14 protein-coding genes are annotated in these 17,856 nt (G+C 67.6%); 5 read left to right on the forward strand and 9 right to left on the reverse strand.

Translation table 11 applies throughout. The annotated features are described in order from the left end of the window. Positions 1-16: 16 nt before the first annotated feature. From alaS to AB0L57_RS04670, 3 genes are all read right to left on the reverse strand, one after another. Complete coding sequence (alaS, locus tag AB0L57_RS04660) at positions 17-2,683, reverse strand: alanine--tRNA ligase (RefSeq protein ID WP_364957041.1); 2,667 nt, start codon at positions 2,681-2,683, stop codon at positions 17-19. Positions 2,684-2,719: 36 nt separating this feature from the next. Then, positions 2,720-4,042 (reverse strand): replication-associated recombination protein A, encoded by a 1,323-nt coding sequence (locus AB0L57_RS04665; protein ID WP_364957308.1) that lies wholly within the window; start codon positions 4,040-4,042, stop codon positions 2,720-2,722. Positions 4,043-4,159: 117 nt separating this feature from the next. Next, positions 4,160-4,735: a helix-turn-helix domain-containing protein gene (locus tag AB0L57_RS04670; protein WP_364957044.1), complete on the reverse strand. Its 576-nt coding sequence runs from the start codon at positions 4,733-4,735 to the stop codon at positions 4,160-4,162. Positions 4,736-4,801: 66 nt separating this feature from the next. On the opposite strand from AB0L57_RS04670, the gene AB0L57_RS04675 reads away from it, so the two are divergent. After that, positions 4,802-5,761 (forward strand): TauD/TfdA family dioxygenase, encoded by a 960-nt coding sequence (locus AB0L57_RS04675; RefSeq protein WP_364957047.1) that lies wholly within the window; start codon positions 4,802-4,804, stop codon positions 5,759-5,761. 4 nt (positions 5,762-5,765) lie between these two features. Here AB0L57_RS04675 and AB0L57_RS04680 read toward each other — a convergent pair whose 3' ends face one another. Then, positions 5,766-6,935 carry a kinase gene (locus AB0L57_RS04680; protein ID WP_364957050.1) on the reverse strand — a complete coding sequence of 390 codons (1,170 nt, stop codon included), beginning with the start codon at positions 6,933-6,935 and terminating at the stop codon, positions 5,766-5,768. Positions 6,936-7,193: 258 nt separating this feature from the next. Here AB0L57_RS04680 and AB0L57_RS04685 point away from each other — a divergent pair, with 258 nt between their 5' ends. Further along, positions 7,194-8,264, forward strand: a complete 1,071-nt coding sequence (locus tag AB0L57_RS04685; protein WP_364957052.1) for a hypothetical protein — start codon at positions 7,194-7,196, stop codon at positions 8,262-8,264. 22 nt (positions 8,265-8,286) lie between these two features. Here the strand turns inward: AB0L57_RS04685 and AB0L57_RS04690 are convergent, their stop codons facing one another. Then, positions 8,287-9,261, reverse strand: a complete 975-nt coding sequence (locus AB0L57_RS04690) for a DUF389 domain-containing protein (protein WP_364957055.1) — start codon at positions 9,259-9,261, stop codon at positions 8,287-8,289. A gap of 87 nt (positions 9,262-9,348) precedes the next feature. After that, positions 9,349-11,139 (reverse strand): aspartate--tRNA ligase, encoded by a 1,791-nt coding sequence (gene aspS, locus AB0L57_RS04695; RefSeq protein ID WP_364957057.1) that lies wholly within the window; start codon positions 11,137-11,139, stop codon positions 9,349-9,351. Between the two features lie 262 nt (positions 11,140-11,401). On the opposite strand from aspS, the gene AB0L57_RS04700 reads away from it, so the two are divergent. The 3 genes from AB0L57_RS04700 (at position 11,402) to AB0L57_RS04710 (ending at position 13,543) form a co-directional block, all read left to right on the forward strand. Beyond that, positions 11,402-11,722, forward strand: a complete 321-nt coding sequence (locus tag AB0L57_RS04700) for a hypothetical protein (RefSeq protein WP_364957060.1) — start codon at positions 11,402-11,404, stop codon at positions 11,720-11,722. A gap of 190 nt (positions 11,723-11,912) precedes the next feature. Then, a complete protein-coding gene (locus AB0L57_RS04705) occupies positions 11,913-12,833 on the forward strand; it encodes a neutral zinc metallopeptidase (protein WP_364957063.1) in 921 nt (306 codons plus the stop codon). Between the two features lie 167 nt (positions 12,834-13,000). Further along, on the forward strand, positions 13,001-13,543 hold the full coding sequence (locus AB0L57_RS04710) for a hypothetical protein (protein WP_364957066.1): 543 nt from the start codon (positions 13,001-13,003) through the stop codon (positions 13,541-13,543). A 24-nt stretch (positions 13,544-13,567) separates the two neighbouring features. Here AB0L57_RS04710 and AB0L57_RS04715 read toward each other — a convergent pair whose 3' ends face one another. From AB0L57_RS04715 to AB0L57_RS04725, 3 genes are all read right to left on the reverse strand, one after another. Further along, the gene (locus AB0L57_RS04715; RefSeq protein WP_364957069.1) at positions 13,568-14,647 is read right to left on the reverse strand and encodes a 2-oxoacid:ferredoxin oxidoreductase subunit beta; all 1,080 of its coding nucleotides are present in this window, start codon (positions 14,645-14,647) and stop codon (positions 13,568-13,570) included. Then, positions 14,644-16,587 (reverse strand): 2-oxoacid:acceptor oxidoreductase subunit alpha, encoded by a 1,944-nt coding sequence (locus tag AB0L57_RS04720; protein ID WP_364957072.1) that lies wholly within the window; start codon positions 16,585-16,587, stop codon positions 14,644-14,646. Before AB0L57_RS04720 ends, AB0L57_RS04715 begins: the two co-directional genes overlap by 4 nt. A 170-nt stretch (positions 16,588-16,757) precedes the next feature. Beyond that, the gene (locus tag AB0L57_RS04725; protein ID WP_364957075.1) at positions 16,758-17,792 is read right to left on the reverse strand and encodes an Rv2578c family radical SAM protein; all 1,035 of its coding nucleotides are present in this window, start codon (positions 17,790-17,792) and stop codon (positions 16,758-16,760) included. Positions 17,793-17,856: the final 64 nt, after the last annotated feature.

A 17,856-nucleotide genomic window follows, 5' to 3' on the forward strand; every position in this document is an offset into this window, starting at 1 on the left:
TCCTCGGATGTGTTCATCAGCCGGCGATCTCGGCCACCCGTGCGCGCAGGCCGGAGAGCCCGGCCTCGATTCCCGACGGATCCGAGCCGGCGCCCTGAGCCATCTCGGGCTTGCCTCCACCGCGCCCGGCGATGCTCGGGCCGAAGGCGGCCACCAGCTCACCGGCCTTGAAACCGAGCTCCTGGGCGGGTTTGTTCACCGCGACCACGAACGGAACCTTGCCGTCGGTGTTGCCCAGCAACACCACCACCGCGGGCTCACTGCCGAACCGGCCGCGGATATCGGAGGCGAGAGTCCGCAGATCACCCGCGCCGACCCCCTGCGGGGCGGCGGCGGCCACAAGCAGCACCCCGCCCACTCGCTGCGCCTGTTCGACATACTTCCCGGCCTGCGACAGCACCGCGGCGGCCTTGGTGCGCTCGAGCTCCTTCTCCGCGACCTTGAGCCGCTCCACCAGTTGCTCGACCCGCGTGGGCACCTCCTCGGAGGGCACCTTCAGCGAGGCGGCCACACCGGCGAGCAGCGCCCGTTCCTTGGCCAGGTACTTGTAGGAATCGAGTCCTACGAAGGCCTCGACCCGGCGCACACCCGAACCGACCGATGATTCACCCAGCAGCGTGATCGGCCCGATCTGCGAGGAATGTTCGACATGGGTACCGCCGCACAACTCCATCGAGAACGGTCCGCCGATCTCCACGACCCGCACCTCGGAACCGTAGTTCTCGCCGAACAGCGCCAGTGCGCCCATGGACTTGGCCTTGGGCAGATCGGTGACGAAGGTGTTGACCGGGAAATCCGAGCCCACCGCGTCGTTGGACACCGCCTCGATATCGGCCTTCTGCGCCTCCGACAGCTGGCCCTGCCAGTTGAAGTCGAATCGCAGGTAGCCGGGCTTGTTCATCGAACCGGCCTGCACCGCGTTCGGCCCGAGGATCTGCCGCAGCGCGGCGTGCACCATGTGCGTACCGGAGTGCCCCTGGGTGGCACCGCGTCGCCAGGCCGGATCGACCTGGGCGAGCACCGCGTCGCCCTCGGTGACCTGTCCACGCTCGACCGTGGTCTTGTGCACCCAGAGCTTCTTGGCGATCTTCTGCACGTCGGTGACGCGCAGTTCGGTGCCGGAGGTGGTGATGGTGCCACGGTCGGCGATCTGGCCGCCGGACTCCGCGTAGAGCGGACTGCGATCGAGGATGACCTCGACAGCCTGGCCCGCGGTGGCGGTGGGAACCCGCACGCCATCCGCGATCAACGCCAATACCGTCGCTTCGGTGGCGAGTTCGTCGAATCCGGTGAATTCGGTCGCGCCGCGGTCGACGAGCTCCTTGTAGATCGACAGATCGGCGTGCGCGTGCTTGCGGGCCTGGGCGTCGTCCTTGGCGCGCTGGCGCTGCTGCGCCATCAGCGCCCGGAAGCCCGCTTCGTCGACCTCGAGTCCGGCCTCGGCGGCCATCTCCAGTGTCAGATCGATCGGGAATCCGTAGGTGTCGTGCAGGGTGAAGGCCTCGTCGCCGGCGATCCGGCGACCACCGGACGCGCGCACCTCCGCCACGGCGTCGTCGAACAACTTCGAACCGGTACTCAAAGTCTTGAGGAAGGCGGTCTCCTCACCCACGGCGACAGTTTCGATACGGGTGAAGTCGGTGGCCAATTCCGGATACGAGGGCGCCATGAGGTCGCTGACGACCTTCATGAACTCACCGATGACCGGCTTCTCCGCACCCAGCAGCCGGGCCGAGCGCACGATGCGGCGCAACAGCCGGCGCAACACGTAGCCGCGACCGTCGTTTCCGGGGTTGACGCCGTCGGCGATCAGCATCGCCGAGGTCCGGGCATGGTCGGCGATGACGCGGAAGCGGACGTCGTCGGCATGTTCGACGCCGTAGTTCTTACCGGTCAGCTCCTCGGCCTTGCCGATGATGGGGCGCAGCAGATCGGTTTCGTAGACGTTGTCGACGCCCTGCAACAGCATCGCGACCCGCTCGACGCCCATACCGGTGTCGATGTTCTTCTTGGGCAGCGATCCGACCGGCGCGAACCCCAGCTTCGGGCTCTGCTCACCGCGAATGTCCTGCATGAACACGAGATTCCAGATCTCGAGGTAGCGGTCCTCGTCGGCGACCGGTCCACCCTCGGCACCGTATTCGGGGCCGCGGTCGTAGTAGATCTCCGAGCACGGGCCACCGGGACCGGGCACACCCATGTCCCAGTAGTTGTCCTTGCCGTCGCGGAACTGGATGCGCTCTTCGGGAATTCCCGCGACGCGGTGCCAGATCTCGGCGGCCTCCGGATCACTCTCGTAGGCGGTGACCCAGATGCGCTCCGGATCGAGTCCGAAACCACCCTCCTCCTGAGACCGGCTGATCAGCTCCCAGGCGAAGGCGATCGCACCTTCCTTGAAATAGTCACCGAAGGAGAAGTTTCCGGCCATCTGGAAGAACGTATTGTGCCGGGTGGTGACACCCACCTCTTCGATATCGCCGGTGCGCACACACTTCTGCACACTGGTCGCCCGTGCGAACGGCGGCGCCTCCTGGCCCAGGAAATACGGCTTGAACTGAACCATGCCCGCATTCACGAAGAGCAGGTTCGGGTCCGGCAGGATCAGCGAGGCACTGGGTACCTCGGTGTGGCCGGCACGGACGAAATGGTCCAGGAATCGCCGTCGGATCTCGTGGGTCTGCACAAATATCCAGCCTACCGGGCGGCGTCCAGCCTGTTTTCAGCGGTCGGGCGCCCCTGCGCGTCCACGAACGATGCGGCGCAGTTTGGTCACCCGCGGCCCCACTTCGCGCTCGTAGCCGTGGTCGGTCGGGGTGTAGTAGTCGGCGCCGATCAACTCGTCGGGCGGATACTGCTGGGTGAGCACGCCGTCCGGATGATCATGCGGGTACCGATACCCCTGGGCATTGCCGAGTGCGGCCGCGCCCGCGTAGTGCCCGTCGCGCAGATGCGCCGGAACCGCCCCGGCCTTACCGGCCGAGATGTCCGAGATCGCGGCGCCGACGGCCGCGGCGACGGCACCGGACTTGGGCGCGGTGGCGATATGGATGGTGGCGTGCGCCAGTGCCAGCTGCGCCTCCGGCATCCCGACCAGCTGCACCACCTGCGCGGCCGCGACCGCGGTCTGCAGCGCGGTCGGATCGGCCATGCCGACGTCCTCGGATGCCTGGATCATCAATCGCCGCGCGATGAAGCGGGGATCCTCGCCCGCGCTGATCATCCGGGCCAGATAGTGCAGGGCCGCGTCGACATCGGAGCCCCGCAGCGATTTGATGAAGGCGCTGATCACGTCGTAGTGCTGATCCCCGGCGCGGTCGTAGCGCACCGCTGCCCGATCCACGCTCGCCTCGACCAGATCCACGTCCACGGTGCCGTCGAGCGAGGATTCCGCGGACGCCTCCAGCGCGGTCAGGGATCGGCGTGCGTCGCCACCGGCGATGCGCACGATGTGGTCGAGGGCCGCCTCGCTGACCCCGTATTGCCCGTCCAGGCCGCGTTCGTCGGCGATCGCGCGACGCAGCACCTCGCGAATATCGCTGTCCGACAACGATTTCAGTTGCAGTACCAGCGACCGGGACAGCAGCGGCGACACCACCGAGAACGACGGGTTCTCCGTCGTCGCACCGACCAGCAGCACGATGCGGTTCTCCACCGCGGCCAGCAAGGCGTCCTGCTGGGTCTTGGAGAACCGGTGCACCTCGTCGATGAACAGCACGGTCTGCTCCCCCACCAGCAACCGCCGCCGGGCCAGATCGATGACCGCGCGTACCTCCTTGACCCCCGCGGACAGGGCCGACAATGCCTCGAAACGGCGACCGGTGGCCGTGGAGATGAGCGCGGCCAAGGTGGTCTTACCGGTTCCAGGCGGACCGTAGAGCAGCACCGACGCCGCTCCGGACCCCTCGATCAACCGCCGTAGCGGCGACCCGGGTCCCAGCAGGTGTTGTTGCCCGACCACCTCGTCCAGGCTCGCCGGGCGCATGCGCACCGCCAGCGGCGACATCCGGCCAACGGGTGGCAGTGCGGACGATCCGCCCGATATTCCGGTCTCCCCCGGCGAGTCCACCTCCGGCGCCTCGAACAACCCTTCGCTCACGCCTCGACGGTACTCACCCGGTCCGACAGCGCCGATCTCCCACACCCGCCGCCGTCATCGTGCTCAGAGACGCAGGATGCGTGCGGCCTGCGCGTCGATCTCGGCGCGCAGTTCGGTATCGCTCAGATCCTGCAGCCCCGCGGCACTGCGCAGGAACGGTTCGAGCAGTTGCCAGCCCATCGCGAACGCCGCCAGATGCGCCACCGCCAGCCCGGCCTCGCGATCACTGTCCACTCCGGGCCGGACACTGTCGATCATCAGCGCCATCACCGGAAAACGTTCCTGCAGCTCACCGACCGGATAACCGTCGAGAATGCAGCGCGCCAGCACCGTCAGATGACGCCGCAACCCCGGATCCGCGGTGGTGAGCCGACCCGATGCGGCCAGCGCACCGGATTCCTCGCCCAGGAATTTGAGCACCGCGCCGACCAGCTGATCCTTGGCACCGAAATGCCGGAAGACCAGGCCGTGATTGACCCCGGCCCGTTCGGCGATATCGCGGATGGAGGTGGCGGCCGGACCGCGTTCGGCGAACAGGTCGGCGGCGGCCTCCATCACCGCCGCCACGACCGCCTCCCGGCCGACCGGCGCCGCATTCGATTCCCCGCCGAGCGGCGTCGATGGCGAGCGATCGGACATCGGACTACAGTAACGGAGTGCACTGTAGTCAATCGACTACACCCGGAGCCCGATCGAGGAGACACCGTGCCGAACACCATCACCGACGGAACCGCACAATCCACGCCCTACGCCGTGAGTTCATTCCAACTTCCGGGATATCCCCTGATCGCGGGCCCGTTCACGCACCTGGTCGCCGAGCGCGACAGACTGGCGGCCCTGACCTGGCAACATTTCGATGTCCGCCGGGCCGGTGTCACCCTCGGCGCCGAGATCGACGGCGTCGACCTGACCGCCGACCAGCCCGGCGAGGTGGTCGCCGAACTGCGCCGGGCGCTGCACGAGTACAAGGTGATCTTCTTCCGCGATCAGCCCCTGACCGCCGCACAGCACGTCACCTTCGCCGCCCGCTTCGGCACCCTCGAGGTACATCCGTTCATCCCCTCCAATACCGAGCAGCCCGAACTCGTCCGATTCGAGAAGACCCCCACGGTCGCGGGCGTGGAGAACATCTGGCATCACGACGTGACCTGGCGGCCGCAGCCGTCGATGGGCGCGATCCTGCACGCGATCGCGGTGCCGGAATTCGGCGGCGACACCCTGTTCTCCGACATGTACGCCGCCTACGAGGCGCTGGATGCCGAAACCCGCACGCGCATCGACGATCTCACCGCCACCCACGACTACACCCGTGCGTTCGGCCGCGGGCAGTCACCCGAGGCACAGGAGGCGATGCGCGCCCAGCATCCGGCGGTGAGCCATCCGGTGGTCTGCACGCACGAGGCCACCGGGCGCCGGCACCTGTACGTCAACAGGATCTTCGTCGACCGCATCGACGGCCTGGACCCCGCGGACAGCCATGATCTGCTGGACCGGCTGTGCCGGCAGGCCGACTACCCCGAGCATCAGGTCCGGCTGCACTGGGAGCCCGACACCGTCGCCTTCTGGGACAACCGCGCGGTCCAGCACTACGCCGCCAGCGACTACTGGCCGCAGGCCCGCGTCATGGAACGCGCCTCGATCGTCGGTAACCGCCCGGCACGCTGACCGGCTAGCCCTCCCAGAGCTCCTCGAGGGTCGCGGAGACATGCTCGGCGAAATCACCGAGCGTGTCGTCGCCGGTGCAGCGGGCGTCCTCGGCGAGCGCGGCCCACCGGTTGATCAGCGCCGCCGACCGCGGAACCGACAAGCCGTGTTCGCGCGCGGCGGCGATGCGGCTGTGATCGGCCGGCAGGAACCAATACGTGGTCAGCCACACCCAGATGAGCCTGGCCTCGAGGATGCGCTCGGCGAGCACGTCGTCGTCGGCGAGGGCGGGCCATACGCCCACGACCTCCGAACGCCAGGCCTCGACCATCTGCTGCGCCCGCTCACGCGACAGCTCGAAATCGCACAGGCAGCCGGGGAACGACACCAGCGCATAGGCGATATCGAGGGTGGCGTCGCGGAAGCCGCCCCACTCGTAGTCGAGGAAACGAGCGCCCTCGTCGTTGAGGATCACATTGTCGGGACACAGATCCGACGGGCTGAACGCGCGGAACCGGCCCGCGGCGAACAGACGGTTCCCGCGCACGATCCGTTCGGCGATCTCGCCCGGCACCTCGATACCGACCTCACGCGCCAGCATGCCGGGCACCTCACCGATCGCCGCCTCGGCCTGCTGGGCGATCCCGTCGACCCGGCGGCCGACGTCCACCCGGCGCAGCAGTGCCACGAAATCGGCCTCCCGGCCGACCGTGGCCGCGTGCATGCGCCCCAGCGCCTGCGCGAACGCCATCTGCGCGTTCCGTGTGGCGGGTTCGGCACCCGTTTGCAGGACGGAGGTCAGCGACATGTTCTCACCGAGGTCACTGAGGATGAGCAGGCGATCCGGCAGACTGTGCGCGAGCAGGTACGCCCCCGGGCGATGCTCACTGCTCAGCGCGGTGGTGAATTGGTAGGACACGGCCTCGCGAAGGAATGCCGAGTCGATACTCGCCACACCCGGCGCCAAGCCGCCGATGCGCCGCTCCTCGGCGGCGCCGCGAACCTGCTTGACAATCAATGTGCGAGGAAGCGAGAAGGAATTCTCCGCTACGCGTACGCGAAGTACCGTCGTCCTGCCACTACCGCTGAGTTCGATCGGATCGCTCAGCTTTACCGCAGCACCCATTCGCTTTGTGAGCAACTGTTGTGCCGCGGACACGACTTCGGCGGCGCGTTCGGCCAATAGTGCGGTCATCGCAAACCAAGTTACTCGCTCCAGGTCACTTTCAGCGAGCGGTTCGGCAACCTTTCGCGCGTCGCCCGGCGTGTCCGGGCGATGCGGCCACGACACGCACGAGATCCTCACTACGCTCGTCGTCGGCAGGTCCCTGCCCGGCCCCGGCATCGCGTGTACCGTGGCCGGCCGCTTGACACGCCTGGCACCGTCCGGTTGTGTCGAAAGCTCAACTGCTGTGTGCCGCACCAGAACCCAGGTGATTCGAAAGGTCCGACGATGACCGACTCCCCGCAGTCCGGCCCCGGCGACACCGGCGAAGGCGGTGAACGGCGCCCGGCGAGCCGGTCCGGTGCCGCACCCGGTACGCCCGGTACGGCGCCGCCGCCTCCCGTTCCACCGGCCGGTGGTGTTCCACCGGTCACTCCAGCCGCAGGTCCGCACGGATCGCCGCAGGTCCCGGGCCCGAGCTACGGTCCGCCCGGCAGTGTGCCGCCCGGCGCGTACCCGCCACCGCAGGGCACATATCCCCCGCCACCGGGGGTGAATCCACCGCCACCGCAAGGCGCGTATCCGCCACCCCAGCAGGGACCGTACCCGCCACAACAAGGCGGGTATCCGCCGCAAGGCGCGTATCCACCACCTCAGGACAACTGGAATGCGCATAATGGCGGACTGCCGCCACAGAATGGCCCCGGTCCCGGCTACGACGCGGCCGCGGCCTATGCCGGCGCACCGGGCCTCGAGGTGGGCCGGGCCCTCGGCTTCGCGTGGGATCGCTTCCGCGCCAACCTCATTCCGTGGATCGCGATCACGCTGGTGGGTTTCGTCGCCTATCTCGCGGTGACCGTGGTGGTGAACGTCACCCATGTGAACTCGCTGCTGCCCGTCCTGCTGATCGGCCTGCTCGCCGCGCTGGTGGTGTGGTTGCTGCAGGCGGCGATGATTCGTGGCGCACTGTACGAAACCGACGGCACCCCACCGGATTTCCAGTCCTTCTTCACCTTCGCCAACGCCGGCAACGTGATACTCACCGCGCTGCTGGTGTTCGTGGCGGCCTGCATCGGCGCGGCGCTGTGCGTACTGCCGGCGATCATCGTCGGCTACCTGTGCATGTTCTCGCTGCACTTCGTGATCGATCAGGATCTGGATCCGTTCACCGCCATCAAATCCAGTGCGCAACTGGTGGTGTCGAATTTCGTGCCGACACTGCTGCTCGCGCTGACCGTCGCCGCGATGACGCTGGTCGCCACCGCGCTGTGCGGAATCGGCCTGTTGATCGCCGGCCCCCTGTCCGCCATCGCCGTGACGTACTCCTACCGCGTACTCACCGGCGGGCTCATCGCCTGATCGAGCGCCGGGCGCAAGGCCTTCACTCCGGGTCGCCGAACCACCAGCGCGCCAGCGGATTCGAACCCGATCCCCGGCGCGGTCGCAGAACGCGATCGTGCCGGGGGCGCAGATTCAGCACGATGATGCCCGCGACGACGATGCCGATCATGTTCACACCCAGCTGACCGATCGACATGAAGGCCTTGTGCCATTCCCCGACCGTCGCGGCCACCGCCGCGAAACCCGCCGCCGGAATCGTCGTCACCGAGATGAACACACCCACCAGTGCCGCCGATTTCGCCGTGATCAGCGACAGCATGCCGGCCGCCCCAGCCAGCAACGCCACCACCAGTGAGAACGGCCCGACCTCGTAGATGAAATCCACATTGTGAACCGAATGGATGGTGTCGACGGTGATCCAGCCGGCCCGTTCCCACACCAGTGAGGCGAGCGTGGCGATGCCCATCGCCACGGGGAATCCGATCAGCAGGGCCAGGATCGAGCGGCGTGCCAGGCGAAAGTTCCTGCGCACCACCGCAACCGCGATCGCTGCCAGGGGCCCGAACTCCGGCCCGACCACCATCGCACCGACGATGGTCACCGGCGAATCCGTCGCCACACCGACCACGGCGAGCAGGCACGCGATGGTGATGAACGCCAGGAAGGTCGGATTCAGGGTCGATTCCTCGTGGGTCTGAGCGAGCAGTTCCTCCCAGACCACGGCATCGGATGGATCACCCGGTGCCGCCTCGACCGCTCGTTCGGCCGGAACCGACAGCGCCGTCTCCACCGGCGACAGCATCACCCCGCCGTATTCGGGAATCCCGAGACCGCGTAACCCCGCGAGGATGCCGTTGGCCGATTCGCGCGCGATATCGGCCTGAACCAGATCACCGGGCGGTTCCACCGAGGCACCGCGTTGCACGGTGATCAGTGTCGCCCCGGGATCGGAGCGCAGTGCGGTGACCGCGGCGTCGGTCGATTCGGCTGGGCAGACCACCCGCAGGTGCAGCACCCGATCCCCTGTCGTCGGCGATCGTCCGGCGCCGGGCGGCACCGGACGATCTGCAGACTAGCGGGCGGCCTTCGCCACGAGCGTATTTCAGGCGCGTGCCGGAACGGGCTTGCCGTTCTCGTCGAGCACCACGTCCAGGCCCGCTTCCTTGCGCTGCTGCGGCGTGATCGCGGCAGGCGCGTCGGTGAGCGGATCCACACCGCCACCGGACTTCGGGAACGCGATGACCTCCCGGATCGACTCCACACCGGCCAGCAGGGCGGTGATGCGGTCCCAGCCGAAGGCGATACCGCCGTGCGGCGGAGCGCCGAAGGCGAAGGCGTCCAACAGGAATCCGAACTTCTCCTGCGCCTCGTCGTGGCTGATGCCCATCACCTGGAACACCCGCTCCTGCACGTCGCGGCGATGGATACGAATGCTGCCGCCGCCGATCTCGTTGCCGTTGCAGACGATGTCGTAGGCGTAGGCCAGCGCCGATCCCGGATCGGTGTCGAAGGTGTCCAGGGAGTCCGGCTTGGGTGAGGTGAAGGCGTGATGCACCGCGGTCCACGCCGAATGCCCCAGGGCCACATCACCACTGGCGGTCGCCTCGGCCGCGGGCTCGAACATGGGCGCGTCCACGATCCACACGAACGCCCAGGAGCCCTCCTCGATCAGATCGCACTTGCGCGCGATCTCGCCACGCGCGGCACCCAGCAGTGCCCGGCTCGATTTCTGCTCGCCGGCGCCGAAGAAGATGCAGTCGCCGGGTACGGCGCCCACGTGGGCGGCCAGCCCCTCGCGCTCGGCCTCGGACAGGTTCTTGGCGACCGGGCCGCCGAGGGTTCCGTCCTCGTTGACCAGGATGTACGCGAGTCCCTTGGCACCGCGCTGCTTGGCCCACTCCTGCCAGGCGTCGAGCTGACGCCGCGGCTGGCTCGCACCGCCCGGCATGACCACCGCACCGACGTACGGCGCCTGGAAGACCCGGAACGGAGTGTCGGAGAAGTACTCGGCGCACTCGGTGATCTCGACACCGAATCGCAGGTCCGGCTTGTCGCTGCCGTAGCGGCGCATCGACTCGGCGTAGGTCATGTGCGGGATCGGCGTCGCGATCTCGTGACCGATCAGCTTCCACAGCGCCACCAGGATGTCCTCGGCCAGCAGGATCACATCCTCCTGGGTCACGAAGCTCATCTCGATGTCGAGCTGGGTGAATTCGGGCTGGCGGTCGGCGCGGAAGTCCTCGTCGCGGTAGCAGCGCGCGATCTGGTAGTAACGCTCCACACCCGACACCATCAGCAGCTGTTTGAACAGCTGCGGGCTCTGTGGCAGTGCGTAGAACTTGCCGGGCTGCAGCCGGGCGGGCACCAGGAAGTCACGCGCGCCCTCCGGTGTGGACCGGGTCATGGTCGGCGTCTCGACCTCGACGAACGCATGCTGGTCGAGGACCTCGCGCGCCGCGGCATTGACCTTCGAGCGCAGCCGGATGGCGTGTGCGGGCCCTTCCCGGCGCAGATCGAGGTAGCGGTACTTCAGGCGCGCTTCCTCGCCGGGGGTCTCGTCGAGCTGGAACGGCAGCGGCGCGGCCTCGTTCAGCACCTCGAGTTCGCTGACGTTCACCTCGATCGCGCCGGACGGCAGGTTCGGGTTCTCACTGCCCTCCGGACGGGCCTCGACCACACCGGTGACCCGCACGCAGTACTCCGCGCGCAGCTTGTGCGCCTGTTCGGCCGGCACGCCCTCACGGAAGACGACCTGCGCGACCCCCGACGCATCGCGCAGATCGATGAAGATCACGCCACCGTGGTCTCGCCGCCGGGCCACCCAGCCGGTGAGGGTGACGGTCAGACCGGCGTGCTCGCTTCGCAGCGAACCAGCCAAGTGGGTGCGCAGCACGGGAATCCTTTCGACGACACGTGGCACCGGGTACGGAACGACCTGGTGCGGCCCCCATGGTAGTGAGGCGGGCCGGACGGACGGAAACCGATATCCGCACCGGAGGCGCTCGCGGAGGTCCGGGCCGCTCTCGCACTCGGCCCGGCAGCCGGACCACATCCATGGATCGGGCACCGCCCGCACGACCGCCCACCGATTGCGTGACCTGCCTGCTACTGTGAGGCGGTATACGACATTCGCTGTCGAAAAATGGGGAGGGACAATGACTTTCAATCCGGATATTCCGATCGATCCGTGCCGGGTGCACATCGAGGGGCAGCAATATCCGCCCGAGTGCCCGCAGAATCCGCCGCCGCCACCGGCGGACCATCTGTTGTCGATGGACCACGGTTCCTTCTACGCCTCGGTCGCGGGGCACGCGGCCGCGGCATGGTCGACGGTCGGGCTCGTGCTCACCGGCGCCTACTTCACCTACGCCTACCGGCAGAGCCTCGGCCGGCTCGTATCGTCGCCGTTGATGGCGCGCTTCGCCACCAGGAGCGTCTACGACGACCGCTCGGCGGAGCCGGACCGGCCGGTGTAGCGCTTTCCCGCTGTTGTGGATCGCGGCCGGTGTCGAGTCATCGACTCGACACCGGCCGTTTCCGCCCGTCCGCCCCTGACACGACCGCATTCCATGTGCGCGACCGACCGGGACTCGTGTCAAGCTGTACCGGTTGTTCCGGCGCCCACAACCCGGGCAATGCCGATCGAATGCACAGGAGAACAGCGCGATGACCTTCAACGAAGGTATGGAACTCGACACCGACGGCGTCTCCTCGGGCGGCGGCATGGGCCCCAAGATGATCCTCGGCGGCGGAGGCGGCCTGATCCTTCTCGTCCTCGCTCTGGTGTTCGGCGGGAGCGGCGAGGCCGGGAAGATACTCAACAATCTCACCAACGGTGGAACGAGCCAGTCCGGCGGAACCGTCGACTACTCGATGTGCAAGTCCGGTGCCGACGCCAACAATCCGAAACTGCCGCAGTGCCGGGTGATCGCCACCTACCAGAGCCTGAACGCTGTCTGGACCGCGCAGCTTGCGAAGCACACCGGCAGGGCCTACAAGAAGCCGCAGGTGAAGCTGTTCGCCGGTTCGATCTCCACCGGCTGCGGCAGTGCGACCAGCGCCGTCGGCCCGTTCTACTGCCCGGCCGACCGGACGGCATACTTCGACACCGGATTCTTCCAGGAGTTGGTGGACAAATTCGGCGCCAGTGGCGGGCCGCTGGCTCAGGAATACGTTGTCGCGCATGAAGTCGGCCATCACATCCAGAACCTCCTCGGCGATTCCGGACGCGCGCAGCGGGATCCGAAAGGACCGGAATCCGGTTCGGTCCGCCTGGAACTCCAGGCCGACTGCTATGCCGGAGTGTGGGCCTACTACGCCGACAAGCAACCCGCTCCCGATGGCGGCGCCCCTTTTGTCAAGCCGTTGAGCGACAACGACATTCGCGATGCGCTGTCGGCGGCGCAAGCAGTCGGTGACGACCGGATCCAGAAGGCCTCGACCGGACGGGTGAATCCGGAAGGCTGGACGCACGGATCGTCGAGCGAACGGCAGAAGTGGTTCCTCGCCGGGTACCACACCGGGCAGGTCGAAGCGTGTGCCACCTTCAATGCCGCGGATCTCAACAATCCGCCCGCACTGCGCTGACCAGCCGGCTTCCGTCCCCGCCGGAAGACCCCCGCATGGTCGGTCGTGCGGCGGCCCGACTCGGAAATGAAGCGCCCGTGGCGGCGGCCGCGGGGCGAGGTATCCGCGAGAACTCGAACACACCACAATGATCGGCGGACGCTGTGCAACGTGGACGGAGGACTGGAGTGAACGAGATGATGCGATCCGGCGGGAGTCGGCGTGTGCGGGGTGTGCGCGGCGGGATCGTGGCGCTCGCGTGCGCGGTGACGGCCTTCGGCGGCGCGGTGACCGCCGTGGCCGATGAGCCCGCGGCGCTGTCGGTGGCGCTGACCACGATTCCCGGTGGTGAGCAGGCCGGTGTCACACCGGTACCGACCCTGCTCGTGTATTCCGACGGGCACGCGGTGCACAGTCCGGACGCCGCCGATCCCAAGCGGGACGCGGGGAAGGCGCCGAAACAGCAGAACGGGCACGTATCGCTCGATGTCGTGCATTCCGTTGCGGCGGAAGCGAAGAAGCTCGGCGAGGCCGATCTGGGGATGCCGAAGGACGGTGGTGGCGGATCCACACTGCTGGACTTCCTCGGCGACACCCCCGATCAGGACGTCCATCTGGTGGTGTACTCCCCCGGCGGCTCCGATGGTCTCACCGACGCACAGAAGGCCGACCGCAAACGCTTCACCGAACTCGACCAGAAGCTGACCAAGGCATTCAAGGCCGACCGCTGACCCGGTGACCGGACCGTCGAGCGTTCAGCCGACGGTCCAGGTCTCCTTGCCGTTCAGCAACTCCTGCAGTGATCGGGACGCGACCGGTTTCCGCTCGCGTGCGGCCTCGGTCTGCGCCCGTACCCCGTCGTCGTAGGTGGGGCGGGCGACATCGCGGAAGACTCCGACCGGGACGTGGGACAGATCCTGAGATGTCAGCCGCGACAACGCGTACGCGTATTCGGATTGTTCGCAGTGGGCATCGTGCACCACGATATCGGCCTCTGCTACCTCGGCGGCGGCCACGACCTCCAGTCCGAACCCGTTGCGCACCACCGCGAATTCCGCGTCGGCGCCGAAGCGGATCGGTTCACCGTGGCGCAGCGGGATCAGATGGGATTGCGCATTGTCGCGACGCAGGGCGTCGAACGAGCCGTCGTTGAAGATCGGGCAGTCCTGCAGGATCTCCACGAATGAGGTTCCGCGATGCTCGGCCGCCGCGCGGAGCACCTCGGTGAGCCCGGCCCGATCGGAATCCAGCGCGCGGGCGGCGAAACTCGCCTCGGCGCCGAGTGCCACCGACAGTGTGTTGAACGGATGGTCGACCGAGCCCGCCGGAGTGGACTTGGTGACCTTGCCCGATTCGGAGGTCGGCGAATATTGCCCCTTGGTCAGGCCGTAGATCCGGTTGTTGAACAGCAGGATCGTCATGTTCACATTGCGGCGCAGCGCGTGGATGAGGTGGTTGCCCCCGATGGAGAGCGCGTCGCCGTCACCGGTGACCACCCAGACCGACAGATCCGGCCGGGTCACCGCCAGGCCGGTGGCGATGGCGGGTGCGCGGCCGTGGATGGAGTGGATGCCATAGGCGTCCAGGTAGTACGGGAACCGGCTCGAGCATCCGATCCCGGAGACGAACATCAGGTTTTCGCGACGCAATCCGAGTTCGGCGAGGAATCCGCGCACGGTCGCCAAGATGACGTAGTCGCCGCATCCCGGGCACCAGCGCACCTCCTGGTCGGAGGTGAAGTCCTTCGCCTTCTGCGGACCTTCGGCGCCGGGTACGCCCGACACTCCGGTGAGACCGAGATCGGCTCCGACGAGCGAGGTTTCGACGATGGTCATCGGTATCCCCCTGTGGTGCGGTAGGTCGCCCGTGCGCGGGCGTCGAAGGCCTTGTTCTGTTCGAGTTCGTCGATGGAACCGTCGAGCGCCGCGTCGATCACGCCGACCAGTTCCTGCGCCGAGAACGCCGTACCGGCGACCTTGGTCCACGGCCGCACGTCGACCAGGTACTTCGCGCGCAGCAGCATGGCCAGCTGGCCGCCGTTCATCTCCGGGGCCACCACGCACCGGTAGCGGCGCAGCACATCACCGGTGTCGGCGGGCAGCGGATTGAGATTGCGCAGATGGGCCTGGGCCACCGGAACACCCCGGCGCCGGGCCCGCCGGCAGGCCTCGCCGATCGGACCGTAGGAACTGCCCCAGCCGATCAGCAGCAATTCGGCATCACCGCTGGGATCGTCGACCTCGAGGTCGGGCACCGCGATGCCGTCGATCTTGGCCTGGCGCAGGCGCACCATCAGTTCGTGATTGGCCGGATCGTAGGAGATGTTGCCGCTGCCGTCGGCCTTCTCCAGGCCGCCGATGCGGTGGGCCAGACCGCGCGTTCCCGGCCGGGCCAGCGGGCGGGCCAGTGTCTCCGGATCGCGGGCGTAGGGCTGGAACGTGCCCGCCGCTTCGTCGGCACCGGGCTCGAAGGCCGGGTCGATGGGCGCCAGGTCCGATACCTGCGGAATCGACCACGGCTCGGAACCGTTGGCGATCGCACCGTCGGACAGCAGCAGCACCGGGGTGCGGTAGGTGAGCGCGATTCGGGCCGCCTCGACGGCGACCGCGAAACAGTCCGCGGGCGAGCGGGGTGCGAGGACCGGGACCGGCGACTCACCATTGCGGCCGTACAGCGCCTGCAGCAGATCGGCCTGTTCGGTCTTGGTGGGCAGCCCGGTCGAGGGCCCACCGCGCTGCACATCGATGATCAGCAGCGGCAGCTCCGTCATGACCGCCAGCCCGATGGTCTCGCTCTTGAGCGCCAGCCCGGGACCGGATGTGCTCGTGACCCCCAGCGCGCCGCCGATCGAAGCGCCCAGTGCCGCACCGATTCCCGCGATCTCGTCCTCGGCCTGGAAGGTGGTGACATCGAAATTCTTGTGCTTGCTGAGTTCGTGCAGGATGTCGGAGGCCGGCGTGATCGGGTACGTCCCGAGGAACACCGACAGCCCCGACAGCTGCCCGGCGGCGACCACCCCGTAGGCGAGCGCGGTGTTGCCGGTGATCTGACGATAGGTGCCCGGCGGCAGTGCCGCGGGTGCGACTTCATATGTGGTGGCGAAGGATTCGGTGGTCTCGCCGTAGTTCCAGCCGGCCCGGAATGCCAGCACGTTCGCCTCACCGATTTCCGGGGTGGCCGCGAACTTTTCGCGCATGAATATCTCGGTACCGCCGATCGGGCGCCCGTACATCCACGACAGGAGCCCGAGGGCGAACATGTTCTTCGCCCGCTGCCCGTCCTTCTTGCCGACTCCGGCCGGTTCGGTGGCCGCCAGTGTCAGCGATGTCATCGGCACCCGATGCACCACGAAATCACCGAGGCTGTCGTCGGCGAGCGGGTCGCCGGCGTAGCCGACCTTCGCGAGCGCGCGCTTGGTGAATTCATCGGTGTTGACGATGACCGTGGCGCCCCGGGCGAGATCCTCGAGATTCGCCTTCAGGGCGGCCGGATTCATGGCCACCAGAACATCGGGCTGATCGCCCGCGGTGAGGATGTCGTAGTCGGCGATCTGGATCTGGAACGACGACACCCCGGGGAGCGTGCCCTGGGGTGCCCGTATCTCGGCCGGAAAATTCGGCTGAGTGGCGAGGTCGTTGCCGAATGCGGCCGCCTCGTGGGTGAAACGATCGCCGGTCAGCTGCATACCGTCGCCGGAGTCACCGGCGAATCGGATAACGACCTTCTCCAGTTTTTCGCTGCCGGTGGGGCCGTCAACGCCCTGGTTCGACACCATGCGCCTGCATCACTTCCTCGTAGGGATGAGCTACCACACGCCAAGTTACTCCGCGACCCGCCGGAGAATCCGTGGAACGAAGAACCCGGCGAGTATGCGGTACAACGGGATTCGGCCGCGAGCGGCCGGGCCCGGAGGCCCTGGAAGTCCGCCGGTACCCGGCGGGTCGATCAACCGAACAATGCCAATTGTGGTTCGGGCCGAGCTGTCTGCGAGTGAACGACCGGTCTCGCGGCGCGCCCCCGCTCGGATCCGTCCCGGTGCCGGTCGAGGCGGTATCGGGCCAGCAGCGGTTCGACCCGCTCCCGTAACCACGCAGAGTACTCCGGTGTGACGTACGCCCCACGACCGTACAACTGCCGATATCGCCGCAGCAGCGCCGGGTGATGTTCGGCCAGCCACTGCAGGAACCACCCCCGGGTACTGCCGCGCAGATGCATGGGCAGGACCGTGGCCCGGACGCCACCGGCCGCGGCGATGGCGCCGAACAGGGCCTCCAGATGGGCGGAATCATCGGTCAGATATGGGATGACCGGCGCCACCATGACATTGACCGCGAACCCCGCCTCGGCCAGTGCCCGGACCAGTTCGAGCCGGGCACGCGGGCCCGGTGTCCCGGGCTCGATCGCGCGATGTAATTCGTCGTCGATCGTGGCCACCGAGACGGCCAGACTCACCGGGACGGCCCGCGCCGACTGCACGAGAAGAGGCAGATCGCGGCGCAGCAGGGTGCCCTTGGTGAGGATCGAGAACGGAGTGCCCGATTCGGTCAGGGCGGCGATGATGCCGGGCATGAGCCGGTAACGGCCCTCGGCCCGCTGATAGGGGTCGGTGTTGGTGCCCAGCGCCACCGGATCACCGCGCCAGGAACGCCGCCGCAGCTCTTGGCGCAGCACCGCCGCCACATTGGTCTTGACCACGATCTGGGTGTCGAAATCGTGGCCCGCATCCAGCTCGAGATATTCGTGGGTGGGGCGGGCGAAGCAATAGCGGCAGGCATGTGAACAGCCGCGCATCGGATTGATCGTCCACTCGAACGGCACCGCCGAACGCTGGGACACCTTGTTCAGCGCACTCTTGCAGAGCACTTCGTGAAAGGTCACTCCCTCGAATTCGGGAGTTTGCACACTGCGGACGAACCCGGCGCGTTCCATCCCCGGGAGCGCGCCGTCCTCGGCCGCCGGATCCTGGTTCTGCCATCGCACGAACTCAGTCGAACACTTGTTCGATACGATGTCAAGAACCGGCGGCCGGACGCACCTCGCCCGA

It is taken from the genome of Nocardia sp. NPDC052254, from assembly GCF_040679495.1.
Classification (GTDB): domain Bacteria; phylum Actinomycetota; class Actinomycetes; order Mycobacteriales; family Mycobacteriaceae; genus Nocardia.